The sequence below is a fragment of the Fulvivirga marina genome, assembly GCF_016775155.1.
Taxonomy (GTDB): Bacteria; Bacteroidota; Bacteroidia; order Cytophagales; family Cyclobacteriaceae; genus Fulvivirga; species Fulvivirga marina.
Genome location: NZ_JAEUGD010000004.1, coordinates 99,388 through 124,743 on the forward strand (window position 1 = coordinate 99,388; position 25,356 = coordinate 124,743).

Below are 25,356 nucleotides of genomic sequence, written 5' to 3' on the forward strand. Positions count from 1 at the left end.
GGAAATCTTATAATCAGTTTTTTATTTTAATAATGGCACTTAGAACACTCCAGGCCTCCGATGTCTTCTACTTTCAATGCCTCATTGCTTTGCTCTTCGTGCAACTCTACCAAATTATCATAGTACTCATTGCCTTTGGTATTCACATCTGTCTTTCTATGACAGTCGATGCACCATCCCATAGTCAACAAGGAATGCTGACGTACAACTTCCATTTCCTGCACTTCTCCATGACAAGTCTGGCACTCAATTCCTCCAACTTCTACGTGTTGAGAGTGGTTGAAATAAGCTAAATCAGGAAGGTTATGAATCCTCACCCATTCAATAGGCCTGTCATTTTCAATAGCATCATAAATCTTCTGGATCTCAGGAGAAACACCTGACTGACCCGCAACATTTTTGATCATTGAGTGACAGTTCATACAAATATTAGGTGAAGGTATGTTGGCATTTTTACTGATTCTAACGCCAGTATGGCAGTAGTTACAGTCAATATCATTCTCACCTGCGTGCAGTTTGTGAGAGAACGCAATAGGCTGCTTGGGGGCATACCCCTGCTGAACACCTACGGCATAAAGATTATTTATTACAACTTTGAAAACGATTGCTGTTGTAATGAAAACAACGAGAAATAAGAATGGCTTACTCTTAAGTGCAGCATCGAGTCTAAATGACGCATTTACTATTTCCCTATCTTCTTCATCGAGATCTTTCTGCTGGTTGAGATACTTTCTAAGTACGGTTGTGATCAGGATCAATACAACAAGGATTAACACCAGTACGATTACCAGCCCTATCATAATTGCGTTGAGGTACTCAGTAGGAACGCCATCACCTGCACCCTGAACCGCAGTACCAGCACCTTCTGTAGGAGCTACTACTTCAGGAGCTTTTTCAGCTTCTTGCTTAATGTACCCTAAAATGTTAATAATCTGGTCTTTTGAAAGCGTTGGAAACGCTGTCATCTGAGTCTGATTGTACTCCTGATATAAATTATTTGCGTAATCGTCACCACTAGCAATTACTTTCGATGAGTTATGCACAAAGTCCACAATCCAGTCAATGGAAGGAGCTCTGTCGTAAACGCCCTGCAACGCAGGTCCTACGAGCTTCTCTTTAACCTTATGACAGGTTTTACAGTTAGCGTTGAATAATGATTGGCCTTCGCTTATGCGATCAGCGTCTGTTGGCAACCCTGAGTCAGCACCTTGTGCCGCTGGTTGTTCATCATTACTACCTTCAGTAACTGTCGTGTCCTGTTGGGCGGCTTCCTGAGCCTGTGAATTGTGAAAAAGTAAAAGTGAACTTGCTAGTGTAAATGCTAAAAAAACGCGAGTCAGTAATTTGTTTGGCGTCATGTTAATGTATTTTATAACTCGTTTAATGCAGCTCTTGCATATCGTAACCCGGGCACAAATCTACTATCGGATTCTATTATTTCAAACATATTTAGAACACCATTTACCTCTATTTGCAACCAGAAGTCTGCTTTTACCGTATGACAAGGCAAAAAATACCCTAATATGGGCAAAAAACGTGTTTTAAGCCACTATTTAGAATACTTATAAATAATAAGAGCGCTTTATAGTGTCGTTTTTGCCAGTATTTTTTTGATAAACGGTATCAATAAAACACAAAACTCGAGTCAAAAATATATTCGGTCTATCAAACTAATATTCCCATTTTTTTTATGACTCTCAAAAGTTAGTGTTTTTAAAGCAGAAGGAAAAACGGTGAGAAAAATGATTATGATTGGTACGAACACACATCCACACGGTTTATTTAGGTATCAAAAAGCCTTACAACCTTAAGTTTCCTGATAAGGAAGTATAAGTGCATAGCATAACTAATTGAATGTGTCGATGATTTAAAAAAAACATCAAACTTCTGTTAATCAACGGTTTCCTTTTTTGACCGTGGATGTTAAAGAACTGCTATTAGTTAAACCCAATAACTGAGGGTTCCTCAACTCTAAAATCGGATAATCGTAGCGGAGTCTGACCTGCAAGATCGAAACCTATACCTGATGTTCCGGGAGGGGTAACGGGGTACCAGACCAGCCTGACTTGAATGGTATTGATTGCCAGGTTTTCATTGCGCAAACGAACTCCGAAACCATATCCCTGATACAATTTATTTTTGAGCAGTTTGCTATTGTTTGCGTTGACAATAGCTAGATCAAAAAAACCAAAAAAGGCAAACCTGAAACCTATTATATAAAAAGGTGTAAAAGCCACAGTCTCAGAGCTGAAAGATAATTTCCTTGTTCCCCTAAGAAAGGTATAATTAAGGCCCCTTATTCCATTCTTATTATTAATGTTAATAAACTCGTTATCATACCGGTTGATTCCTGTTGTATAACGAAGTCTCAAGAACTGCCTGAAATTAAACTTCCTGACTCGAAACAGCGGGCTAAAATAGTCTCCCTGAAGGCTAAAAACACCTTGATCCACCCTGCTTTTCCTTACAAAGCCGCCTAAATATGCTGATGGTCTGATATATCCTAATCTACCGAAATAACGGCCAACCGAAAACCGCCACCCCAAATATGCCCTATTATAATATTCATTGACTTCTTTTCCGACTGTAAACTCCAGAAGGTAGCCACTGGGAATATCCTCTGTTCTGCCATACCCTAATATCAGTGCACTTTTTTCATAGCTACGTTGAGATATTCCCACGGAAAACAGGTACAGGTTCCTATCAAAGAACTGCTGGTTAGTATCATTTTTAATTATAGGCCTGTCGAGGTATCTGATCCTGTTAAACCGGGTTCCCAATTGCAGGTTAGTTCTTCCGCCATCATCTGTTTCGTCAATTAGCCATGAACGCCCTAACCAAATATCTTGCTGATTAAATTTTGTGTAGAATTCAACAGTTGTATCCGGAAATATCCGGCTCTGCAACATGTTACTCTTATTTATTTCTATACCGCCGGCATACTTGATCTCTGGAGTTATAAAATTACGGTAAAACCGAACTCCAACTCTATCCAACGGTTCTGATCTGGCATAATTAACCTCTCCGGTAATGAAGGTCTTGTAAATATTATTAACAGAGTAGATCCCATTATACCCAACTTTGGGGACATACTCTGTGTTATATAAAAACTCATTCCTGAATTCGTGTCCTAATCCAAGGAAGTTCTTATCAATCACTGCAAAATCACTTCGATCAACGTTGTCAATACTAACCTCCCCGGAAATAGACCAGATGTCTTTAACAATGACCAATATTTCGACTCCCGGCACCCCTTTTCTAGAGATCACATAAATACGTGCATCTTTAATATAAGGTAAGCTTCTCAGAATACGTTCACTATCTGTTAGAGCATCAGGGTCTACAACGTCGCCTTCTTTAAAGAAAATATTGCTTTTGATGATCCTGCTTCGAGTATAAACATGCATATCATTGGCCAGGTTAATAGCCCATGAATTATAATTTTTGGTTGTATCAGTTATTCTTGTTCCGAAGACCTCCAGCTTCTTTATCCTGATATTATTAATTACCTGCCCCTTGTATTTTTTATAGTTACCATTGGTAATAATGGCTTTAGGTTCCTCTTCTTTAACTTCTACTTTTTTAACATCATTAAACAGTAAGCGGTACAGTTCTTTGGTAAACCTGGTTTTATACAGTCTCTCTTTTACTTTTTTGTAAAATTCTTCGCTTTTTTTAGTTTCATCTTGCTTGAGCTTTATCGCTACGGTATCGGGTAAAATCAACACTGTATCCTGCTCAACGTAGATAGAAGAGTCTCCTAAAATCAAAATACTCCGTCCCTTTACATGAACGCTATCAATGGGTTGTTGCTTCCCTTTTTTTTGAGCCATTAATGGCGGGCAAACCACAAACATCAAAGCAAAAACGATTAGTTGTCTCAACTTAAAAAACTCCACCATAAAAGAAAACCCCATCCATCAACATTTTAAGTCAAGATCGGGGTTTTAAGATAAACTAATTTCTCTAATTAATAGTATACCAATCTATGGATATTAATTATGTTGTTAAATGAGAATTTATAAATTAAAGTTCACCTCGTTCTGCCATCTTTTTCATTTTATCATTAGCATAAATAGCGACTTCAACCCTTCTGTTTTGCTGACGTCCATTAGCTGTACTATTATCAGCAACTGGTTGCGACTCTCCATACCCCATGGTTGTTATACGGCTTCTACTTACCCCCTGGGCACTGAGGTAATTGGTTACGGCACCCGCCCGATTTTCCGACAATGTCTTATTGTAGTTATCTGCCCCTGTATTATCAGTGTGTCCTTCTATGAGGATGTTGGTGTTTTCGTATTTATTCAAGGTCGTGGCAAGACTTTTAAGATTGGCCTTGGTTGCTGGTTTCAGGTTGTAGGAATCTATATCGAAAAGCAGCCCTGAATCAAAAGTAATTTTAATTCCCTCCCCTACTCTCTCAACCTCTGCACCCTCGAGGTCTCTCCTTAACTCTTCGGCTTGCTTGTCCATACGCCTTCCGATTAAGGCACCTGCAGTACCTCCCACAGCGGCTCCTATTATTGCACCAACCGCAGTATTGTCTGATGCACTACCAATAGCTGCTCCTATTGCACCCCCGGAAGCAGCTCCTATAATTCCCCCCTTAGTGGCATTACTGGCCTGGCAACCAGATAATAAATACGAGCCAAAAACAAATGCTACTAAGATAAAGCAGCCTGAGGCTAATGATACTATTCTATTTCTTACTGGTCTCATAATTTCTACTTTGTTATTCTTTATTGAACAATACCAAAATGAATACCAACCTTAATTATACTACTCTGAGTAATGTCTAACGTATTTCTTGATAATAAATAATCATTCAAGCTGTGGAATAATATCAACAACCTGATTAAAAAGGATACCCTATGGCTATATTTAATAAGAGGTTATCCCTTCTCCATTTCCGGTCACGGACAGCTATATCACTAAACCGCCACTTATCATTCGCAGGGGTTTTCAGTGGAAGGGCAAGATCAAAACGCAATACAAAAAACTGGACATCGAACCGAAGCCCTAACCCCGTACCCACGGCAATCTGATTGTAGAATTCTGAAAAGTCGAATTCAGCCCCTGACCTGCTTTCATCCTTTTCCAGGGTCCATACATTACCCGCGTCCACAAAAACGGCGCCTTTAAAGGCGCCAATAACATCAAAACGATACTCTACATTACCCTCTAGTTTGATATCTGCAGTTTGATCTATATAGTTTTGATCCTCCGGGGCCTCATATACCCCTGGCCCTACTGACCTAGCCCTAAAAGCTCTGACGCTACTGGAACCTCCAACCGAAAACTGCTTAGTATAGGGCAAAACCACTGAGTTTCCATAAGCATATCCCAGCCCGGCTATGAGCCGGGAAGCCAATTTTGTGCTTGAACTCAACCTCCAGAAATGCCTGAAGTCAATATCTGTTTTTACAAATTGAGAGTAGGGAGACCCCAATAATTGATAAGGATTATCGTCGGTATTTTGCTCTGTGGCAGCTGTTGATTGTAGTAAATGCAACAGATTACCCGAAACATCGAAGTTGGCATTAAAGTAGAAGTTATGCGCATTACTTATCCGCTCTTCTTTACCCTGAGAATTGTAATAAAAGGAGTAGGTCGCTCCTATAATGAATTGCTCTTCGTAGCTTCTGGAAAAGATTGGACGGCTTTGGAGTACACTATCGAATTTTTCAGACACATTACCCAACTGAATAAAGTCTATACTTACAGGGTATAATTCGTGCCTCCGGGTTTTTGTTTCATGCCAAGAAAACCCATAATTGATATCTATCGAGTTTAATCTGAAAAGGTCTACTCGCTGAAGGGTTTTGAAGCCCAACTTGAATTTTGTCTCAGGAACAAACCGTGATGATACATTCTCTATTTTGAGTGGTGTAACGAACCTGGGAACGGTTAACACATTTTCAATTCCCAGTATATAGGAACTTAACGGCTGGTCTGTTTTCCCTCCTACCTGCACTTCATACCCGGCAGTGAGGTTCAACTCATAGTGTTCAGCACCTCTCAGAAAGTTTCTATTTCTAAAAGAGGCCATAAAGCTAGGACCTACATTGTTGTTTGACTTTGATACAGCCTGGAGTTCTAATCTGATTGACTTTTTATGAAACGGAGTTAGAAATACATCTGCCCGTAATTGCCGGTGCTCCATATCTTTAAAGTCTACATTCACAAACTTGAATACATCCAGCTGGATCAGCCTGTTGAGACTAACGAGTTCTGCTTCTTTGGTATATATATCTCCTTCTTTTATCCTAACATGTCGTGTGATAACCTCCGGCTTAAAAGCGTTATCGCTATGAATATAATGTATACCATTCACCATGGTTGTATCTACATTCCCCGTGACTTCTGTTCCCTCAAACCGATAATTTGGATAGACATATATATCTGATATATGATAGATCTCCTGCACTTTTGCCGGGGCATCATGCTTAACAGTCATATGTAGGTCTACTTTTTTATCACCGATAGTGCTATCGGCCCTAAAAAGCAAATATTGATCATCAAAGTAGAAATATCCTTGATCTTTAAGCTCCTTCTCTATCCGGGCTCTTTCACTTTTCATCCTATCCAGATCGTATCGTTGCCCTATTTTGAGTAAAGTCTCCCCTTTAATACTATTGATCGACTTTGGAAGGGGGGCATTTCCTGCTGGAAAATGTACCGTATCGTAACGGTATGGTTCGCTTACATGAGCTTTAAAAACTATGGTATTAGCCAGCTTACCTTCTTTAACTTCACAAGTTACATAAGCCTGAAAGTACCCTTCATTATGTAGTTTATTTTCAAGAAGATTAATATTGCGAGTAATGTCTACATCGGAATAATAGATTGGCGTTGTCCCCAGCTTGGTTTTCATCCAATTTCTAAACCCTCTCTTCTTTTTAGGTTCCCCAGCTATATTATAAAACCAAACTTTGGGCCTGCTTCCCATCAGTTTTACATTTGGCTCTGGTGTTAGCATCTCTTCGAGCTCTATTTTCAAATTGCCTTTTCCTTTTACACCTTTTGAGCCAACAAACTTAATCTCTGCACCATCATAATACTTCTGTCCTTCATTCAGGTATTTAGCACCACTACAAGCCCCAAAAAGCCCGACGGTTAAGAACAGTAATATATTTATCTGGTGGTGCTTCACTATTTCGTAGAATCTTTTGCTTTGTTACTTTTTTTTTGCCCGCCTTTACGTTGTTCTACCTCTTTATCCTTCGCCTTAAAAAGCTCTTTAAACGAATCATAATCCCGAACAAAGATAATTCCTGCACCTGTTTTCACCACTTCACCCTGAAGCAGGTTATCATACTCATTTTCCCTAAACCCCACCAGGCGGAAGCGTCCATCTTTAGTAAGTTTATATTCTAAACGGATATCCCCTGCAAAATCGGATAGCCCCTGTTGTTGCTCGGCCTGCTCTCCTTCCAGACCAAAGTTGCCCGCTACTTTTACCACAACACGATTATTGAAGAGCTGCTTGGAAAGACCTAGCTCCAGCTGCGTAGTACCTCCTGATCGGTTTCCTAAGGTATTGTAAGACTGCAAATCGAGGCTCAGTTCCACACCTTCAATCTTCCCTGCCAGCTTATTTAACTGGTTACTCAATATACGGCTTGCACTGCTTCTTGCTGTTGACTCTGCAATATTGCCACTGGCACCGGTTGTACTGAACGACTGCAAATCTTTAGTTGATTTGAACAGCAACAGGTAAAAAACCTGAGCATTCAATTCATTTTGATTTTTGTTTACCTGAGCTACAAACGCTTCTGCTCCTGATGCCACTGCACTTTCCTCCAACCCGAGCCGGAAAGAGATATCTGGGTTGAGCAGCTCATTCTTAATATCCAGGTAGACTATAAAAGGAGCCTTTTGAGTCGAGGTTTGGTTAATAGCTCCGGGTATTTCATAAACCGCTGAAACGGTATAGGTAGCCGTAATATCCATGCGTGCATTGAGTGGGTCCCCGGTCCAAATGAGGTAGCTACCCTGTGCAATATTAAACTCCCTTTTGACCAAGCCGTAAAAATTGAGATTATAGGAGCCATCATAAACCTCATAACGCCCTGTCAAGGTCATATCACCAGAGGGCTTAATACCCAAGGTAAGGTTGGCGTCCCCCTGAACCGTGAGCTTATCACCGGTAATCGGATCAATCACCACACTAAATGTGCTATTACGACTGACATCTATCTTTGCGGTAAGGTTCATCCCTTTTAATACATGACTCATGGAATCCGTTTTAATCGAAATTTTGGTTTCTTTAAGAAAGGGATCTTCTTCCTGGTCTTTATCAAAAAACTCGACCACCCCTTCACGCTCTTGTATGTGGATCTCCTCTTCGGGAATAACATAGGTGAGGTTACTCCCTGCTTTCGGACTTAAGTTCAATTGTATATCAGGCTGATTAGATGTACCTGTGATGTGCGCTGTAGTATTGATAGCCAAATTACCATAAAAAAGATCATTATCATCTTCTGTAGTGTTTAGTATTAGAAAATCCTTTGCTTTAACCTTCAGATCAAACTGGTATACAGTATAATCATCGGTAAGCACCATCCCATCAACCAGTGCTTCATTATTATCTTTATCCCGTAGTGTAAAACCATCAAAGGAGATCCCTGTTTTATTAAAGGTGATGGTTTCATTATCTATACTCAGCAAATTCTGCAAATAACTCACTCTAAAGGAGCTCTCTCTAAAAGTTAATTTTCCATTGATATCAGGATCACTGAGCGTACCTGTCACTTTAAGGTTTCCCGTAAGCAGTCCATTTAAATCCTGCAACTGCCCCATCGTAAATGACTCAACTGTTGAAAGGTCGAGTCTAACCAGATTGGCTTGAAGGTTTAATGTCGGCATACTATCTGCAAGATAATAACCGTCAACCTTTAGGTTATTAGCCTGACCAGTCACATCCAGATCCAGATTATACTTTATGTTATCCGAATTATAAGCATGGAGCGTCACTTCACCTAAAGTATCTCCCCTGTAGCTAAAATCGCTAATATTGATACCTGAAGTAAAAGCGAATTTGGAAGACTTCATATTGAAATCAATATCCCCATTTAAGACACCTCCAAGTAAATAGCCTTTGCTTTCTTCCAATTTACCCAGATACCCCAACTCAAAATTCACAATATCAGCTGTTAGCACGCTATCACCTTTCGGGTTAACAATAGATTGAACCTTGATCTGTTGACCATCATTAGCCAGGAAGAAATTTTTAACCCAAAGCCCTGAAGGGTAAAAATCCAGGCTATTGCTAGGTTTCACATCCCATGGCTCATAATTAAGCACAAACTTGCCCGGTGTAAACTGAAACCTGTAATAATCAGGGCCACTAATAAAAATGCCTCCCAAGTGGTACTTCTCCTCTTTCTCATCATCCATGATTCTGAGATCGGTCTCCATGTGATCAGACTCAACAATCCCGGAAAGGTTGATATGATCAACTGCAAAACTCCCCGAAGCAAGCTTACCCACATCTGTTTCATATTCAAGGTACTCCTCATCAGAGTGTATACCAATACTTAGTGAATCAACAGCTATACCGTCATAAACGAGCTTTGGTACAAGTATATCTATGTCCAGCATCCATTGCTCACTATTATACGTTCCTTTGATCAGGCCAGGTTGGAACTCTTCAAGTCCCGGAACTATCATTTCTGAAAAGAATTGCGGTCGCTTGATGTTTATACTAAAGGTAAACTCTTGATAGGCCAGTTTTTCGACATCTTCGACATCATTTAGATCATAATACCTGTTAAAATGCTGTCGTAAGACCTCGGGAAGGGTCACTAAGTCAAAATTACCTTCAAAATTAGCATCAAGAACTCTTGAATATATAGATATATCAGTCTTATCGTTGTTAGTTGTTGATGACAGCAGAAAAGTATCAATTTTGTACACTTCTTCATCCCGGGCTATCGCAAAGTCTTTCACTTCAAGTGTCCCGTTAATATTTTCAACTGATGATGCTCTAATATCAGAAACCACTCTGCCCTTCAAACGCAGGTCATTACTGGAAAAATTCAAGGCACGCAGATTGATAGCCCTTAGATCTAGTGAGAACTTATAGCCCGGTATGCTATCATTGAGATTTACTAACCCGCTAAAGTCAAAGTCCAAGTTTGGATCATGCATTGACAATTCACCATTAAACTCTTTGGCATGTAATTTACCGTTAATCAAAAGGTCATTGTAGATATAGTTGTTATACCCCAATGAACTTACTTTTCCTTTAATTTGTGTATTTATTTCTTCGAGAGTAAAACCTTTTCCATCTACTTCAGCCTGCATGGTTAGTTTGCCTAACATGATATCTCCTACCATCAGTTTTCCGAGATCAAAGTTATCGATTAGCAACTTACCCTGGTAGGTATACAGGCTATCGGGTAGCATGGCTATATGCACATCCGCCTCAAGGCTACCATAGCTACTACTAACCTTAGTTTTGGCTTTAAAATCGTTAATAGTGCCTCTAAAAGCACCCGAAACTTGTAAAGAAGCAGGAAAACTAATATTTGGTGGCACCAACGAATCTGTCAAAGTAGAATACAAATCCTCTTGGGTCGTGGTCAGCTCCTTCAAATTAATGTCCCACTGAGCCTTACCTATATCAGGTAGCCCCTTGACTTTGCCTGTTGCACTTACCTTTGTATTCAGGAAAGCTTCAACATATAATCCGGATACACTCAAGTCATCGAGCGAACCTGAAACTTTCCCCTCAAATATGACATCGCTGGCATTACCACTTAGATAGGGCATTTGAGACTTCAATGCAGGCTGAAAGTAATAGAGGTCTTCCATATCAAACTTTGATCTGGAAAAATCCGCCTTAATTTTTACCTGCTGAGTTTTTTTCCGTAAGAACTCAATAGATGGGTAGATTACTTTCAAATCTCCGTTCACATTTGAATATTGTGTGATCAAGCTAAGGTTGTGAACAAAAGATTCCTCTTTGCCATATTTAACCATTGCGCTGAGCTGCTCCAGATTCATTCCTCCCTTTTCTTTTGCAGCCAGGCTTCTGATCTCTCCCTGGGCATAGCCATTTTCGAATTTCACTTCGTTAAGCTCAGCACTTACCTTCTGAAACCACATGTGAAAAGGGTCAAAGCCTTTGCCCTGGACAAAATTATGATCATATAACCGAAAATCCACATTTTCAATAGAGGCCTGTTCTGTAGATGCCAATAGTTTCAGGTCACTTGCAGGAATGGTGTCCTGCATGACATTGGCTGTATCCCGCGGACTGCTAAACTGATCTATGGAGACAAAAGTATTAGCTACTACAATATTTTTGGTTTCGTAAACATGTCGGGCTATATCAAGATTTTTAATTTGTGCTTCTACATGCCCGATCTCCGTTAACAACTTCATATTGCCTGGTTTATCTTCAAATATGAATTTCACATTATCAACCCATAAGGCTTTACCCCCAATGTTTATCCCCTGTGATGAGACTTTATCAGACGAAGTGGTTTCTTTCAATAGGGTAAGCTTTCCTTCACTGTTTTCCAAGGTAACCTGATCAACTGTAATTAGCGATTGGTTAAGATCAAACTCCGAAATGTCAGCAAAGAAATGTCCCAGATCTACAGACAGTTTCATTCCATGGTAAAGATCATCATAGTTTACTTTAACATTTTCAATATCTGCTGTATAGACTGCAAAGGTAAAGGGGGAGGCAGTCATGGCCGTTGTATCTTTGGGTTTGGCAGATGAAGCAAAGGCATTCACTATAAACTGAAAATTGAATGTGCTATCTGTATTCTGGTTATAAATATTGGAAACTAACCGTTTAACTTCGAGTTCATCAACCTCAAAACGGTTATCTAACAAACCCCAAAGGTATGTATCCATGCTAATGCTATGACAATATACCAGGGTATCTCCCTGCTGATCTTCTACATATATATCTTCAATGACTATATCTGTTGGAAAGTCTATATATAAACTACCAATACTTGCTTCAGCACCTGTCTTATTCTTAAAGAAGTTAACAGCTTTGGTGGTAACAAATTGTTGAACAACAGGCAGCCTAAGGGATAATATGAGCAGCACCAATAATAAAACAGTTCCTGACAGGAACCACCCCATGATTTTGAGTACTCTAAGCAATATGCTTTTAAACTTACCTGCTTTCATTCAGCCATTGGTCATAAGCTGCAAAGTTATTAAGTGTTAATAGTTTTATAACTAACAAGCCTCGGCAATTAAGCCTCTGTAAGGTTACTTTTTCTACTTATTTGAAGCGGAAAGGTCAGATAACATTCTCCACCCTGATCAACTCTTTCATTGATGAGGTTTCAGAATCCCAGCATTCTGCATGCCTGATCCTCACTTTGAGCATACATAGATTAGGATCATTCTTCCCTTGAGGAAACCAGGCTTCATGCATTGGACTCCAGAATTTTTCTTTGCGTTCCTCATCATCAACACATACTGCACAGCCGGTTATTGAAATATAGGTATGACTATTGGCATCCGCATAGCAAAGGTTTACATGGTTATTTTCCTCTAGCTCGTCAAGTTTTGGGGAGTTACGAGTAGTGAAGAACCAAAGTACGCCTGCTCCATCGAGCTGGAGAGTATGCACTGGCCTGCTTCTCAGGTTATGGTTATCGTCAATCGTAATTAACATCGCCACTTCAATGGCAGCAATGTCATCTCTCAGTTTTTCTCCTCCATTTTCCATTTGGCGTTGACTTCGGTTTTATTGATCCTGTATAATTATTGATATCTGTTTAGTAAACCTTCTGAATGAAAAGAAGAGGGTGCTTCAGACCCCTTGTATCTAAAACAACCTCTAAATAACTTATTAAGTTCTCTTTTTATTAATGGATCTGTAGTTTATCAAATGTGGAATGCATTCCTCATCTGACACGGATCGCCCTGCAACCTTGCCTTCTATAAAGGCTCTGTCATTACCTGTAAGACCAACATGCTTCTGCTTACCTTGAATGTTATTCTATATTATTATTGGATCATTTATTCCTTGGTTGGTTTCATGTTATTGACCTTAGAATTATTTTAACAGTAAACCTCCTGACATTAGCTATTGATTTTTGCAGATTGCTTTATTTTATTAGCTGTCTTTTTACCAGCTTCAGTATATTCATCCAGCATTGCATTATACTTGTTCCTGGCGGAATCAAGGATTTCAGCAATTGTTTCTGATAAAGAATCTTTTAATTTTTCAGACTCTCTTGTAATCCTTTTTCTTGTATCCGGACCGCTTTCCGGGGCTAGTAACAACCCTGTTAGTGCACCTGCTAATGCTCCTACTACGAATCCTGTAATTACCTTTGTGCTGTTATTCATAATTTTCTATCTTTTTTAATTCAACATACATCCGAATTCTCTCCGGATACTCCTACTATAATGAAAAAGGCATACCAAAAAGGTGAACCCCTTGGCATCATGGTCAAACAAATGATAAAAAGGGAGTTTTGGGTATGTGCAACAGGGTTTCCAACTGATTTTCAGATTCGAATTCGTGTAGTATCTTCTACAGTTTGTAGAAATGAACCAAGGGCAGCTATCTCTGAATTAAGATCAGGCCCAATCGCACAGATGGCACAGGATTAGTACTTTATTAATTTATACACGAAGCATTACTAAAAAATAAAACTATGTCTACGCATAACTTAAAGTCGATGTCTGAAGTGATTAACACCCTAAAAGACCGAGGATACACACTTGACTTCATATATCGTGATAACAAGCTTTTCACCTCAGATAAAAAGAAGAGCTACAATGCTGAAGAACTAACTATAGTAGGCGAATATCGCTTTGAGGGGGATACCGATCCTTCTGATGAGGCTATACTGTACTCCATTGAAAGCCAATATGGAGACAAAGGAACATTAGTTGATTCATACGGAGTTGACTCAAGCCCGGAACTGGAGAAGTTTCTGAAAAACGCTCATTATAACGAAACCCGTTAAGATCTAACCTTTCGTACCTTCAGAGTATTCTTGTGTTTCCCTTTGTATTTATCCTCCCTTTGCCCCCCCTTTTTCCCTACCTCCATGAAAAATGCATCATTGACTAAGAAACTGTATTATTTCTTAGTCAATTCTTACATACCAACTACCGGCTCTCATGCCAAGCCACACATCTAAACTCTGGGTGTTTTTCGAGGTATGTCACAACAAATTCACACCCTGGTATAATCTGGATGTGCTCCTTTTGAGCAAAAATCAATACATCGTGTAATAATGAAGAAGCTATCCCCCTTCCTCTAAGGTCTTCATGAACATTGATATAGTTGAGATCAAATATATGTGGTGATATCTGTCTGAATTGCAAATATCCCTGCTTGCCCTCTACTGTAGTTGTGAACCTTTTACCTACCATATCTAATTTAACAGAACAGTCCATAAGCCAAACTTTTAAATGTTAATATTGCAGGTATAAAAAGCATGCCAATCATAAGAACATGGCTTCCGGATAAAGTGACTCTATATCATAAGATACAAGGCTCATCCCTATGAGGTGGTAATTCCACAATGTACCCCAATTAGCAACCTGTAGCCATGATAAAAATGCACCAATACATCATTATATTCATCAGAAAAAATAAAAAGCTATGATCACTATTATAAAAACCGTAAGGTTATAACTTCTTACAGGTATTGAGAAGTGGCACTAATCAGTGGATTAATCCTTAAAAAGGCCCTTGGCTGAGTTATGAAAAATCGCTAAGGCCACCAAAAAGTACCTGAAGTAGCGTGTATGCGGTAACATACATTGTGGGGCGGAACATACTCACTGGTGAGAATCTCCCCTAACTCACAACATATATTCACCTGATTTGCAAATTATTAAAATTGCTTTTTTATCAAATTGATAAAAAGCTCTCTGCCAGCCCTGGGGCTAATAGAATTATAACATTTGTCAAAGACTTTAAAATCAAAATATGGTTCAAAAAAACGAACATAATCCTCTTTATAGCCTCCATAGGGCGGATGATCCTGAAACAATTCATCATTGAATAATACCCCCACAAGGTGCCCCCCATCTTTGAGCAATTCTGCACACTTTAAAGCATATGCACCTCTTTGTGACGGAAGCAAGGCACAAAAGAATGTCTGCTCTATAATCAGATCAAACGTTCGCTCTATATTAAAGAAGTCTTTGTGTAGCAGATGTTCCTCCGGGAAGTCCGGACATCTCCTGGCAAAGTTTTGGAGAGGTATGTCAGATACATCTACCAGAAATACATTTTTATAGCCAGCCTGATGTAAATATTCAGCTTCATAGGCATTACCACACCCTGGGATGAGTATCGAAACCGATTTATCGCTAAGCTGCTCAAAATATGCTTTAAGAGGTGTGGTTATTGCTCCGGTATCCCATTGGGTTTTTCCCTCAATATAGCGGCTAGCCCAATAATTTTCGTCAAGTTGCATATTACCCCTGTTAATGGTTACGTTAAGTGCTACAAATGAAAGAGTTTCTATTGAATTATATTAAATAAAGGATAATTTTACGCTACAAGTTATAATTAAACTAACTATGACTGAAAATACATCTAATAACGACCCCATTAAAAAGGAGCAACATAGAGAACAATCCATAAGGGAAAATAAAAAATCTAATAGGAAAACAGCTATCATAGTGACTATTCTGGCGATAATCATTATTGTTCAGGGTATTAAAATCTATCTGGACCACCAAGAGAGTGTGGCTACAGAAAATCAACTCGCTAGTACTGAACAGGAATTGGCTGTTACTATGCAACGTCTTACTGATATTAGTCGTGAGCTAGATGAGAAGATAGCTGAAATTGAAAAATTGGGAGGTGATGTAACTGAACTTGAGAAAGCTAAAGCAGATATACAGGATGAGTTGAACCGCCAGCAAAGAGCCAACCGAAGTACGATCAGAAACCTAAAAGATAAGGTGGGAGGTTATGAAGTACTCCTTAAAGCCAAAGATGAAGAGATAGAAAAGCTTAAAAATGTTAATTCTGAGCTTTTAACAGAGAACACATCGCTAAAAACAGAAAAGAATCAATTATTCGATTCATTAAGCGAGGTAACCAAATCTAAAGAAGCGTTGATTTCTAAAGTAGAGTTGGCATCACAATTAAAAGCCGAAAATATCCTTATCTATGCTATCAACAGCCGGGGAAAAGAGCGAGAAGCTCCATTCAAGAGTCGACATGCCGATAAGATCAAAGTAATTTTCAATATTGCGGAAAACGAGGTGGCTCCAATAGAAGGTAAGGATATTATGGTACGCATTGTTGACGGTAATGGGCAGGTCATCTTTGATGTAGCCAAAGGCTCTGGTACTTTTATGTATGAAGGCAAAGAGGAGTTTTATACTTCCAACAAAGAAATATTGTTTGATAACACTCGTCAGCAGCTAACCTTTGAATATGAAAAAGGTAGCGAATGGGAAGAGGGGCTTTACAACCTGGAAGTGTACACTGAAGGCTATAAAATGGGCAGCAAGCAATTTGAAGTAAAATAAGAAGAAAAAACTCTCAGTTTTAAAGAAAGAGGTTGTATCAAAAGTGTTGATACAACCTCTTTTTTTTTACTTACATTCCCACGATTAACAGGAAATAGAAAAACAGAGAAACAATTCTATAGATACCCTGAAGATATTCGAACAGGAGTTTTTATGTCAAACCAAATACGAAAAGGTACTTGACACCACTGCAAAAGCTGAAATTATTACTGCTCCAGCAGTTAACACAGGAGTAGTAAAAAGGCATGAACCTGACACTGCCAATAAAACCGAACAAGTCATGAATAGAAGGGCTGCAAATGTACTCCGCACTGCGGCGCTGAAGAGACACACCTCCATCATACCAGGGGCATAGAGCTGTGATGTTTTGGCAATGATCCTTATGATATTGCCTGGTATTTTAAGGTAGTAATGGATAACAAATACCTGTACTGTTTTAAGCGGACCATCGTTGCTGCCTCTTCAAAAGATGACCGGTTTATCAAACCATTTACTCAAGAGCTTTTAACCTGATCAAGTAAATTTTTAGGATCAGTCCCTTTCAACAACTTTTAGTATAGAAGAATACCCAATAGAAACAAAAAAAGCCGCATCTCACGATGCGACTTTCAATGTTAAATTGTTTCTGTCTGAATTAGTACAGATACTCTAAAGCTACTCTGTCGTAGTTGCCAAATTCGCCATCCTCACCTGTAGAGAAGCAAGAAAGCATGATTGAATTTGCATCGTAACCAGTAGGAGTACCAGGGATGTGAACTGCACCTACACCAGCATCACCTTCATTACCACCTGATCCACAAGAAAGCGAACGGTTGAAGTAATCAGTGTGACGAAGACCTAAGCAGTGACCAATTTCGTGAGTGATCACGTGCTCCACTACGTTAGTACCGTAGTTGCTGGTACCAGACTGGATCTGTACATACTTGTAAGGGGCACCACCGCTAGGGAAACCTGCTTGTCCACCACCGGCACCACTTACTCTGTAAACTACGATATCATAAGAACCATAGTTAGTACCGAAAGTAAGCGTGAAGTTTAAGGTAGTGTTTAAGGCATTGTAGTTATCAATAGCCCACTGCAAGGCAGTTCTCATAGTATTGTCCAATGCATTAGAACCTCCAGTGTAACCTATTACGTTAATAGTTCTAGGTGCACTTACAAGGTTATTGGTACGGTACTGCTCTCCAACAGGTCCTTTGTAGTAAACACTGCTGCTAAGCATTTGAGAAAGGTTTTCAGGGGTGATAACAATATCTCCTTCTAGTAGATAGTTTCCGGACTCATAAGCTGGGTCAAGCATTTCAGTTTTACCGGTAACATCGATATCACCAACATCAAAACCTAACTCACCGAACTGAGCCATTACATTATCAGTAATTGCCAGTTGGTTGTCAGCTTTGTTTGGTGCAACTTCCTCTTCTTGTGAACAAGAGGTGACAAAGACAGCTCCAAAAGCAAATGCACATACAATTGCTAGAGCATTTTTAACATTCTTCATACATAAAATGGTTTAGGTTGAAAATAAAATTCGGTTGCAAGATAGGACTTGTTAGGGATACAAAAAGAAGCAAATCACACCGACCAAATACACTTGTACCTTTTTGTAAACAAAACAAAGATTATATCATGGTTTATTTTTACATACAAATAAAAAACACATAAAACACACATTATCATAAATAACAACCTGAAATCAATTTCACGAAACATGTAATATTTAACACAAAATAGAACCTCTAATTATTTCTTTTAGCATATAGCACCTTCCTAAACCTAAATACTACCAAAATCCGGCACACTTTAATTGTTTAAACAACTACCTCTACCTCAATGAATACCTTTCCGGTTTTCAGCAGCGGTTTATCTACAACCTATTAAGCCCACCCCATCCTCATTCGGAATGCTGATCTTACGTATAGCAGGCAAAGTCACCCAACATTTAATGTATCGTTGCACCTGATGTTGCAATTCATAACTACCGGGCAACCTCGTTTTACGTAGCACATTCGCCTAAGAATGTAATTATGGTTTTTCATTTAAACGCCAATCATATGGCATATATACCACATCGGCATCATCTGAAATATGGGTTTGGCTGTATTGATTTACATACTCTATTAAAGAAGCACCCCTTGTAAAGTCCTCCTCAAACCATTTAAAAATACTGGATAGTGCTACCTGATCATTCTTTATACCGTTCCTCTGGGGATCATTAATAAACCTAATGGCTTGTTCATTTAACTGCTCATCGATAATAGAAGCTCTATAAGCTTCAGATCTCAAAGGAGGACAGGAATATGAGGCACAATTAATAGCAAAGTGTATCCGGGGTTCTTCAAATTCCCGCCTTAATATATTATGTTCTATTTCATCCAGAGTTATCTCCTTACCTCCTATCTTAAAAAAGTTTTTGTGCCACACAGTATTAATGGTAGGTATACTCAGCCATGGATCAAGATCCCGGATGCTTTTTAAGGGGTAGTGGTCAATAATGAGCTTTACAGTAAAGGCATTATACACATTAATCCAGTAAGCCAATTGCTCATCGCTACTCCATACCCCCTTATCTGGTGGATGATCACTCAGCAATATAAGATAGCTTTCCAGCTTTTCCCGATCCTGTATAAAACCTCTATAGTTTACCCACCCCGATTCATCCACATGCGTTTGCAACAATTCATTCCAGGTGTCGTGCACTGGTGGTTCAGGTGCACTTTGTCGAGTGGTACCTCTACAAGCTGACAATAACAGTATAAAAAGAAATAACCTCATATGACCAAATTCACATTACTTTTCATAACGCAAACTAACCATAAAGGTAACGCTGAAGTACAAATCTTTACTTCACCAAAGGAGACCTCCCTTAAAACCACCCTACCTACCACAATTTTTAGTAAGAGCTTTTGAATTTCATCGTATTTGGCTACCTTTGCAGACCAAAATTTTAACAACCATAATTATTTAAAGTATGAAAAATTACGAGACGGTATTCATTTTAAATCCCGTTTTGTCTGAAGAACAGATGAAGGATACTGTCAAGAAGTTCGTTCAGGTACTTACTGAAGGCGATGCCGAAGTAATCAATGAAGAGCAGTGGGGCTTAAGAAAGCTGGCTTACCCAATCCAGCATAAGTCAACTGGTTTTTACAACCTGGTAGAATTCAAGGCAGACCCTCAATTAGTAGACAAACTGGAGACTGAGTTTAGAAGAGATGAAGCTGTAATGAGATTTCTCACTACTGCACTCGACAAACATGCTCTTGAGTACAACGAGAAAAGAAGAAAAGGCGCATTTAGAAAAGACAAAAAGAAAACTAAAGAGGAGGCTGCATCATGACATTAATGAACGAACCTGTAAACAGGAACGAAAACAAGAATAAGTACTGCCGTTTTAAGAAAAATGGCATCAAGTATATTGACTACAAGGATCCAGATTTCTTGTTGAAATTTGTAAATGAGCAAGGCAAAATTTTACCTAGAAGAATTACCGGCACTAGCCTGAAATTCCAGAAGAAGGTTTCTCAAGCTGTAAAGAGAGCCAGACACTTGGCATTATTGCCTTATGTAACCGATTCTTTAAAATAATAAGACTATTATCATGCAAGTAATACTAACACAAGATATAGCAGGACTTGGTTACAAAAACGATACAGTAGAAGTAAAACCAGGTTACGGCAGAAACTATTTGATCCCTCAGGGATATGCTATCATTGCTAACAACTCTAATAGCAAAATGATTGCTGAGAACATCAAACAAGCTGCTCACAAAGCTGAAAAAATACAAAAAGACGCTGAAGAATTAGCTAAGAGCATTGGCGACCTTACCATTGAGTTAGGTACCAAAGCTGGTGAAAGCGGCAAAATATTTGGTGCTATCACTACCAATCAGGTTTCTGAAGCATTGAAATCCAAAGGATTTGATATCGACAAAAAGAAAATCTCTTTTAACCCTATCAAAGATCTTGGAGAATACAAAGCTATGCTTGACCTTCACAAAGAAGTTCAACACGAAATCTCTATAAAGGTTGTAGCTGAGTAATTCAAAAGACACATTACTAAAAGCCGTGAAGATTTCTCTTCACGGCTTTTTTTGTTTATGAAGACTTTATATTAAACAACTTAATAGATAAAACGTAACTACATAATAGCATGCAGGACAACCCATACTTATTTCAATCCGAAAGATTAGGCTTTAGAAACTGGAGCATCAATGACCTGGACGAAATGTATGCCATCAATTCGAACAAAGAGGTTATGGAGTTCTTTCCAAGAGCTCCGACTAAAGAGGAGACCAACTCATTTATATCGAGAATGCAAAAACAGTTCGAACAAAACCAATTCTGTTACTTTGCAGTAGAAAAAACCGAAAACCGAGAGTTTATAGGTTTCATTGGCATATCAACACAGGACTATGAAGCTGATTTCACTCCTTGCATTGATATAGGATGGAGAATAAAAAAAAGTGCCTGGCATAAAGGTTATGCTACAGAGGGAGCTAAGGCCACTCTGGATTACGCATTCAATAAACTTCAGCTAAAACACATTTACGCAATTGCTCCTGCTGTTAATACCAGATCAGAAGCGGTCATGAAGAAAATTGGAATGAGTAAGGTTAAAAACTTCATTCACCCCCAACTCATTAATGATAAAAGACTTGGTAAATGCGTATTGTATGAAATAAAAGCCGTCATATAAACACTACACTATGGGATACATGGGGTTTAGAATGCGAAAAGAGGTTTATACCCGTAAGCCAAAAGTGGCATTCAAAAAGGTTAAACAGCTTTACGACTAAGAATTCAAAAAAAAACAGGTAAGCCATTATACCTATAAGACTTGTGAGCCTGAAACACTTGAACGAATTCAAAGAAAGATGGAGCGTCAAAAAAGCAGGCTGATTTATATCCAATTATCAAGCATCATAAGCTAACCATGCTTTTTATTTTTCTAACCTGGAAGTTTTTGAATAGTCAGAATTACACTCCAAAGATTGAGAAAAAAGAACAAAAGCCTCATTTCAAAACAGTCACTTATCCGCTGAACGAGCAACGGACTCTTAAAGTTGAGTACTTTAATTTCGGGCCCAAGAGTGCCGAAACAAACCTCAAGAATGGCTTAAAGCATCAAAACACAGAAAGCTATTATGCATCAGGCGAACAGTTTCGCTCCGCAGCCTACTTTTATGACACCCTTGTTACAGAAGTATACTTCTACAAAAATGGAGATATTATTAAGAACTTTCCCTCCATCATGGAAACCAAGTGCACCACATCAAAATGCCCATTCCCTACAGTGGAAAAATCGCTGAATTTAAGTTTTACGATGGCAAAATCATAACCGGCTCATACATAAAGATGAATAAAAAATTTTAATAAAGCATTTGCTGTGAATTTTAATATTTATTTCAATGTTTAAACATTAAATATTAAATTTGCCCACATGAGCTCATTAAAAAACTTTAAGCGTTATACTGACCAACTCGAAGATCAGGGAGAAATTATGCCTGCATTATTCATAGGCCATGGTTCCCCGATGAATGGTATAGAAGACAACTTTTTCAGCAATAACTGGAAAAAACTAGGCCAACAGACACCTACACCTAAGGCCGTACTAGTAATCTCTGCACACTGGCTGACACGGGGAACTCACATTACAGCTATGGAAACCCCAAGAACCATTCACGACTTTGGAGGTTTTCCTCAAGCTCTATTTGACGTGCAGTATCCTGCCCCAGGGAATCCTATACTGGCTCAAGAAACCCAGAGACTCATTACCTCCGTGCCTGTAGCCCTGGATCATGAATGGGGCCTGGATCATGGAACCTGGACCATTGTCAGGCATATGTACCCTAAAGCTAACATCCCTGTATTGCAGCTTAGCATAGATTACCACAAACCTGCAAAGTACCATTATGAATTAGCCAAAGAGCTTACTCAGCTTCGCAAAAAAGGCGTACTCATTATAGGCAGTGGTAATATGATCCACAACCTGGGTATGATTGCATGGAGTAAGATCAATGAACCTGATTATGGCTATGACTGGGCTCTTGAAATACATGCTGTGTTTAAGGACAAAATATCAGCTCGCGATCATCAGGCACTGATCCATTATGAAAAGCTAGGCAGTGCTGCCAAGCTGGCAATCCCCACCCCTGACCATTACTATCCGTTGATCTATATATTAGCATTGCAAGGCAAGACCGAGGAAACACAATTCTTTAATGATCAGTTGGTGGGAGGTTCCCTAAACATGACTTCGGTTATATTTAGCTAATATTCAATGACTATCCCCTATTAAAAATTTGAATTATGTTTTGGCAAATTCAATAACCTGTTTAAATTTACGTAACACGTTACGTAATTAAATATGAACTTCTTTGACCAAGTAGGCAAAATGGCAATTGGCAGCCGATTGCGCATGCTGACAGAAAAAATAACCGAGGACGCTGCCAAGGTTTATAAAATGTATGATGTAGACCTTCACCCAAAATGGTTTCCTGTATTTTATGTTTTATCCAATGGTGAGCAGAAAACTATTACGGCCATCGCCAAAGAGATTGGGCACTCACATCCCTCGGTGAGCAGAACCATCAGAGAGATGTCTAAAAAAGGCTTTGTTACAGAAGCGAAAGACAAAAACGATGGCAGAAGAAATGTAGTAGGCCTCTCGCAAAAGGGCATAGATGTAAAGAATAAAGCTCAGACTCAGTATGAAGATGTAAACGAGGTGATTGAAGATATTATCTCTCAAACCCGACATGATCTGTGGCAGGCCATTGAAGAATGGGAATACCTGCTGGAAGAGAAGTCTTTACTCCGCAGAATGCAGGAAAAACTGAAAGAGAAGGAGAGTCAAAAGGTGGAGGTTGTAGACTACTCCCCAAAATATCAGGAAGATTTCAAAAGGCTTAACCAGGAATGGATATCAAAGTTCTTCAAAATGGAACCTGAAGACCACAAGGCTCTTGGCAACCCTCAGTCTTATATCATCAGCAATGGTGGATTTATCGTAGTTGCCCTGTACAACAACGAGCCTGTAGGCGTCTGCGCAGGGTTAAAGATGAACGACCCGGAGTATGATTATGAATTGGCCAAAATGGCTGTTTCTCCTAAAGCTCAGGGAAAGAACATTGGTTGGCTGTTAGGTCAGGCGGTTATTGATAAAGCTCGCCGTATGGGAGCAAAAAAGCTTTACTTAGAAAGTAACACGATACTTAAACCTGCAATTAGTTTGTACCAAAAGATGGGCTTTAAAAAAGTTGCCGGAAGGATTTCCCCCTATGAACGCTCCAACATCCAAATGGAATTAGACTTGTGAGTGCAGTAGCAAACCTGGCAGGTGAACGCCAAGTTCCTTTGCGCAAAACTCTGCCGGGTAGTTCATTAATCATTAGGGCACGATGAGAGTCACCGTCTGCCTTGTACACTTTTGATGTACCACAAAGCCATCCCCTCATTATTTTAAAGACAAGAATTCTTCGAAATTAGGGAACCGCCTCCTCCTGCTATCATCTCTATAACGGTCAATACTCAGCTACCGTAGCTTATAGAAGTTCACAGCTAAGCCCGTGAATTTCCCCTTGCTACCAATACAGAAGGAAGCAATCCTCCGATTAGGAATTATAGCTAAAACTATGTGGTATAAACAGAGTTGAACATCACATAATCGGTTGTGAGGTCTGAGCCCCAGCCCTCTGCTTGCTTTTTACCACTGTTCAGATCTACTTTGATATGTAACTGTGACTGTCTTAGCACTCGTTTCATGGTATTGCGGTCAAACTCTTCCGGTTTGCCCTGACTTAATACTTTAATCAGTTCCTGATCACTCCCCATATACAAGTCCGTTTTTTCAAAATCAAACGGCACCCCTGCATTACCTGCAGCGCACATAATCCTTCCCCAATTTGGATCTCTACCAAAAAGCGCTGTCTTTACGAGAGTTGAGTTAGATATCTCACGAATGAGTTTTCGCCCCATCTCTTCATTCGGAGCATTCACTACCTGATACCTCACAAATTTGGAACACCCCTCTCCATCAGAAACGATCGTTTGTGCCAAGTGGATCATGATCTCTTCCAGCTTTTCTTTGAATGAGTCATAGCCAGGATCCTTTTTAGAAGTAAGCTCCGGATTTTTAGCCATACCGTTACACAATACTGCTACCATATCATTGGTAGAAGTATCTCCATCCACGGTAATCATGTTGAAGGATTTATCCACTGCCGCCTTTACAGTCTGATTTAAAAGCTTGGGTGAAATAGCTACATCACATACTATAAAGGACAACATGGTACCCATATTGGGGTGAATCATACCTGATCCCTTGGCTATCCCTGCCATATTCACTTCTATACCATCTACATCAAATTCCAGAAAACCTTCTTTAGCAAATGTATCTGTTGTCAGTATCGCATTGGCTGCAAATGAACCTGCATTAGATTTATTGGAAAGCTTCCCTATATTTTCCCTGATCCCGTTAACAACATCTTCAGTAGGGAAAGGCTCCCCTATTAGTCCGGTAGAAGCTACCAGCACCAGATCTTCGTCTATTCCCAGTTCCTCCGCTGTAGTTCTCACCATAGCTTCAGCACCAAGTCTCCCTTGTTCACCTGTGCATGCGTTGGCATTCCCGGCATTGATCACAATGGCCTGGGCCTTCCCATTCGCTATATTCTTTTTTGAAACTTTTATTGGCTCCGCCACTACCTGATTTTTAGTGAATGTAGCGGCTGCACTGGCTGGCACCTCTGAATATATCAGTGCCAGATCACGGCGCATGGATTTAACCCCGGTATGCGCTCCCCAACAAGTAATGCCTCTTACATTGGTTAAATTCTTAATCATCTTCTTATAGTTT

General features: G+C 39.4%; 21 protein-coding genes. 9 read left to right on the forward strand and 12 right to left on the reverse strand.

Going from position 1 to position 25,356, the window contains the following annotated elements; translation table 11 throughout:
- Nucleotides 1-26: 26 nt before the first annotated feature.
- The 7 genes from JMN32_RS02225 to JMN32_RS02255 all read right to left on the reverse strand — a co-directional run bounded on the left by JMN32_RS02225 (nt 27) and on the right by JMN32_RS02255 (nt 13,338).
- On the reverse strand, nt 27-1,358 hold the full coding sequence (locus JMN32_RS02225) for a c-type cytochrome (RefSeq protein ID WP_202854647.1): 1,332 nt from the start codon (nt 1,356-1,358) through the stop codon (nt 27-29).
- Between the two features lie 579 nt (nt 1,359-1,937).
- A complete protein-coding gene (locus JMN32_RS02230; protein WP_202854648.1) occupies nt 1,938-3,917 on the reverse strand; it encodes a hypothetical protein in 1,980 nt (659 codons plus the stop codon).
- Between the two features lie 109 nt (nt 3,918-4,026).
- Nucleotides 4,027-4,722, reverse strand: coding sequence for an OmpA family protein (locus JMN32_RS02235; protein ID WP_202854649.1), 696 nt, complete (start codon nt 4,720-4,722; stop codon nt 4,027-4,029).
- Between the two features lie 136 nt (nt 4,723-4,858).
- On the reverse strand, nt 4,859-7,156 hold the full coding sequence (tamL, locus tag JMN32_RS27600; protein ID WP_202854650.1) for a translocation and assembly module lipoprotein TamL: 2,298 nt from the start codon (nt 7,154-7,156) through the stop codon (nt 4,859-4,861).
- Complete coding sequence (locus JMN32_RS02245; RefSeq protein WP_202854651.1) at nt 7,156-12,162, reverse strand: translocation/assembly module TamB domain-containing protein; 5,007 nt, start codon at nt 12,160-12,162, stop codon at nt 7,156-7,158. Before JMN32_RS02245 ends, tamL begins: the two co-directional genes overlap by 1 nt.
- A gap of 115 nt (nt 12,163-12,277) precedes the next feature.
- A complete protein-coding gene (locus JMN32_RS02250; RefSeq protein WP_202854652.1) occupies nt 12,278-12,712 on the reverse strand; it encodes a pyridoxamine 5'-phosphate oxidase family protein in 435 nt (144 codons plus the stop codon).
- Between the two features lie 356 nt (nt 12,713-13,068).
- Nucleotides 13,069-13,338, reverse strand: coding sequence for a YtxH domain-containing protein (locus JMN32_RS02255; protein WP_202854653.1), 270 nt, complete (start codon nt 13,336-13,338; stop codon nt 13,069-13,071).
- Nucleotides 13,339-13,649: 311 nt separating this feature from the next.
- Between JMN32_RS02255 and JMN32_RS02260 the strand changes: the two genes are divergently transcribed.
- Nucleotides 13,650-13,964 carry a phosphoribosylpyrophosphate synthetase gene (locus JMN32_RS02260; RefSeq protein WP_202854654.1) on the forward strand — a complete coding sequence of 105 codons (315 nt, stop codon included), beginning with the start codon at nt 13,650-13,652 and terminating at the stop codon, nt 13,962-13,964.
- Between the two features lie 145 nt (nt 13,965-14,109).
- Here JMN32_RS02260 and JMN32_RS02265 read toward each other — a convergent pair whose 3' ends face one another.
- Together JMN32_RS02265 and JMN32_RS02270 are read right to left on the reverse strand one after the other, a co-directional pair.
- Nucleotides 14,110-14,400 carry a GNAT family N-acetyltransferase gene (locus JMN32_RS02265; RefSeq protein WP_202854655.1) on the reverse strand — a complete coding sequence of 97 codons (291 nt, stop codon included), beginning with the start codon at nt 14,398-14,400 and terminating at the stop codon, nt 14,110-14,112.
- A gap of 443 nt (nt 14,401-14,843) precedes the next feature.
- Complete coding sequence (locus JMN32_RS02270; protein ID WP_202854656.1) at nt 14,844-15,431, reverse strand: methyltransferase domain-containing protein; 588 nt, start codon at nt 15,429-15,431, stop codon at nt 14,844-14,846.
- 106 nt (nt 15,432-15,537) lie between these two features.
- On the opposite strand from JMN32_RS02270, the gene JMN32_RS02275 reads away from it, so the two are divergent.
- Nucleotides 15,538-16,500, forward strand: a complete 963-nt coding sequence (locus JMN32_RS02275) for a coiled-coil domain-containing protein (protein ID WP_202854657.1) — start codon at nt 15,538-15,540, stop codon at nt 16,498-16,500.
- A 634-nt stretch (nt 16,501-17,134) separates the two neighbouring features.
- Here the strand turns inward: JMN32_RS02275 and JMN32_RS02280 are convergent.
- Both JMN32_RS02280 and JMN32_RS02285 read right to left on the reverse strand, forming a co-directional pair.
- Entirely contained in the window at nt 17,135-17,998 is an 864-nt protein-coding gene (locus JMN32_RS02280) for a M57 family metalloprotease (RefSeq protein ID WP_202854658.1), read from the reverse strand.
- 524 nt (nt 17,999-18,522) lie between these two features.
- Nucleotides 18,523-19,272, reverse strand: a complete 750-nt coding sequence (locus tag JMN32_RS02285; protein WP_202854659.1) for a DUF547 domain-containing protein — start codon at nt 19,270-19,272, stop codon at nt 18,523-18,525.
- A 196-nt stretch (nt 19,273-19,468) separates the two neighbouring features.
- Between JMN32_RS02285 and rpsF the strand changes: the two genes are divergently transcribed.
- From rpsF to JMN32_RS02320, 7 genes are all read left to right on the forward strand, one after another.
- A complete protein-coding gene (gene rpsF, locus JMN32_RS02290) occupies nt 19,469-19,837 on the forward strand; it encodes a 30S ribosomal protein S6 (protein ID WP_202854660.1) in 369 nt (122 codons plus the stop codon).
- Nucleotides 19,834-20,085 carry a 30S ribosomal protein S18 gene (rpsR, locus tag JMN32_RS02295; RefSeq protein WP_040495468.1) on the forward strand — a complete coding sequence of 84 codons (252 nt, stop codon included), beginning with the start codon at nt 19,834-19,836 and terminating at the stop codon, nt 20,083-20,085. The genes rpsF and rpsR overlap by 4 nt, the downstream gene beginning before the upstream one ends.
- Before the next feature lie 13 nt (nt 20,086-20,098).
- Complete coding sequence (gene rplI, locus JMN32_RS02300; RefSeq protein WP_202854661.1) at nt 20,099-20,539, forward strand: 50S ribosomal protein L9; 441 nt, start codon at nt 20,099-20,101, stop codon at nt 20,537-20,539.
- Between the two features lie 110 nt (nt 20,540-20,649).
- Complete coding sequence (locus tag JMN32_RS02305; protein ID WP_202854662.1) at nt 20,650-21,195, forward strand: GNAT family N-acetyltransferase; 546 nt, start codon at nt 20,650-20,652, stop codon at nt 21,193-21,195.
- A 237-nt stretch (nt 21,196-21,432) separates the two neighbouring features.
- Nucleotides 21,433-21,837, forward strand: coding sequence for a hypothetical protein (locus JMN32_RS02310; RefSeq protein WP_202854663.1), 405 nt, complete (start codon nt 21,433-21,435; stop codon nt 21,835-21,837).
- Nucleotides 21,838-21,939: 102 nt separating this feature from the next.
- Nucleotides 21,940-22,773 (forward strand): 4,5-DOPA-extradiol-dioxygenase, encoded by an 834-nt coding sequence (ygiD, locus tag JMN32_RS02315; RefSeq protein WP_202854664.1) that lies wholly within the window; start codon nt 21,940-21,942, stop codon nt 22,771-22,773.
- Nucleotides 22,774-22,866: 93 nt separating this feature from the next.
- The gene (locus JMN32_RS02320; protein WP_238354313.1) at nt 22,867-23,817 is read left to right on the forward strand and encodes a bifunctional helix-turn-helix transcriptional regulator/GNAT family N-acetyltransferase; all 951 of its coding nucleotides are present in this window, start codon (nt 22,867-22,869) and stop codon (nt 23,815-23,817) included.
- Nucleotides 23,818-24,131: 314 nt separating this feature from the next.
- Here JMN32_RS02320 and argJ read toward each other — a convergent pair whose 3' ends face one another.
- Nucleotides 24,132-25,343 (reverse strand): bifunctional glutamate N-acetyltransferase/amino-acid acetyltransferase ArgJ, encoded by a 1,212-nt coding sequence (gene argJ / locus JMN32_RS02325; protein WP_202854665.1) that lies wholly within the window; start codon nt 25,341-25,343, stop codon nt 24,132-24,134.
- Nucleotides 25,344-25,356: the final 13 nt, after the last annotated feature.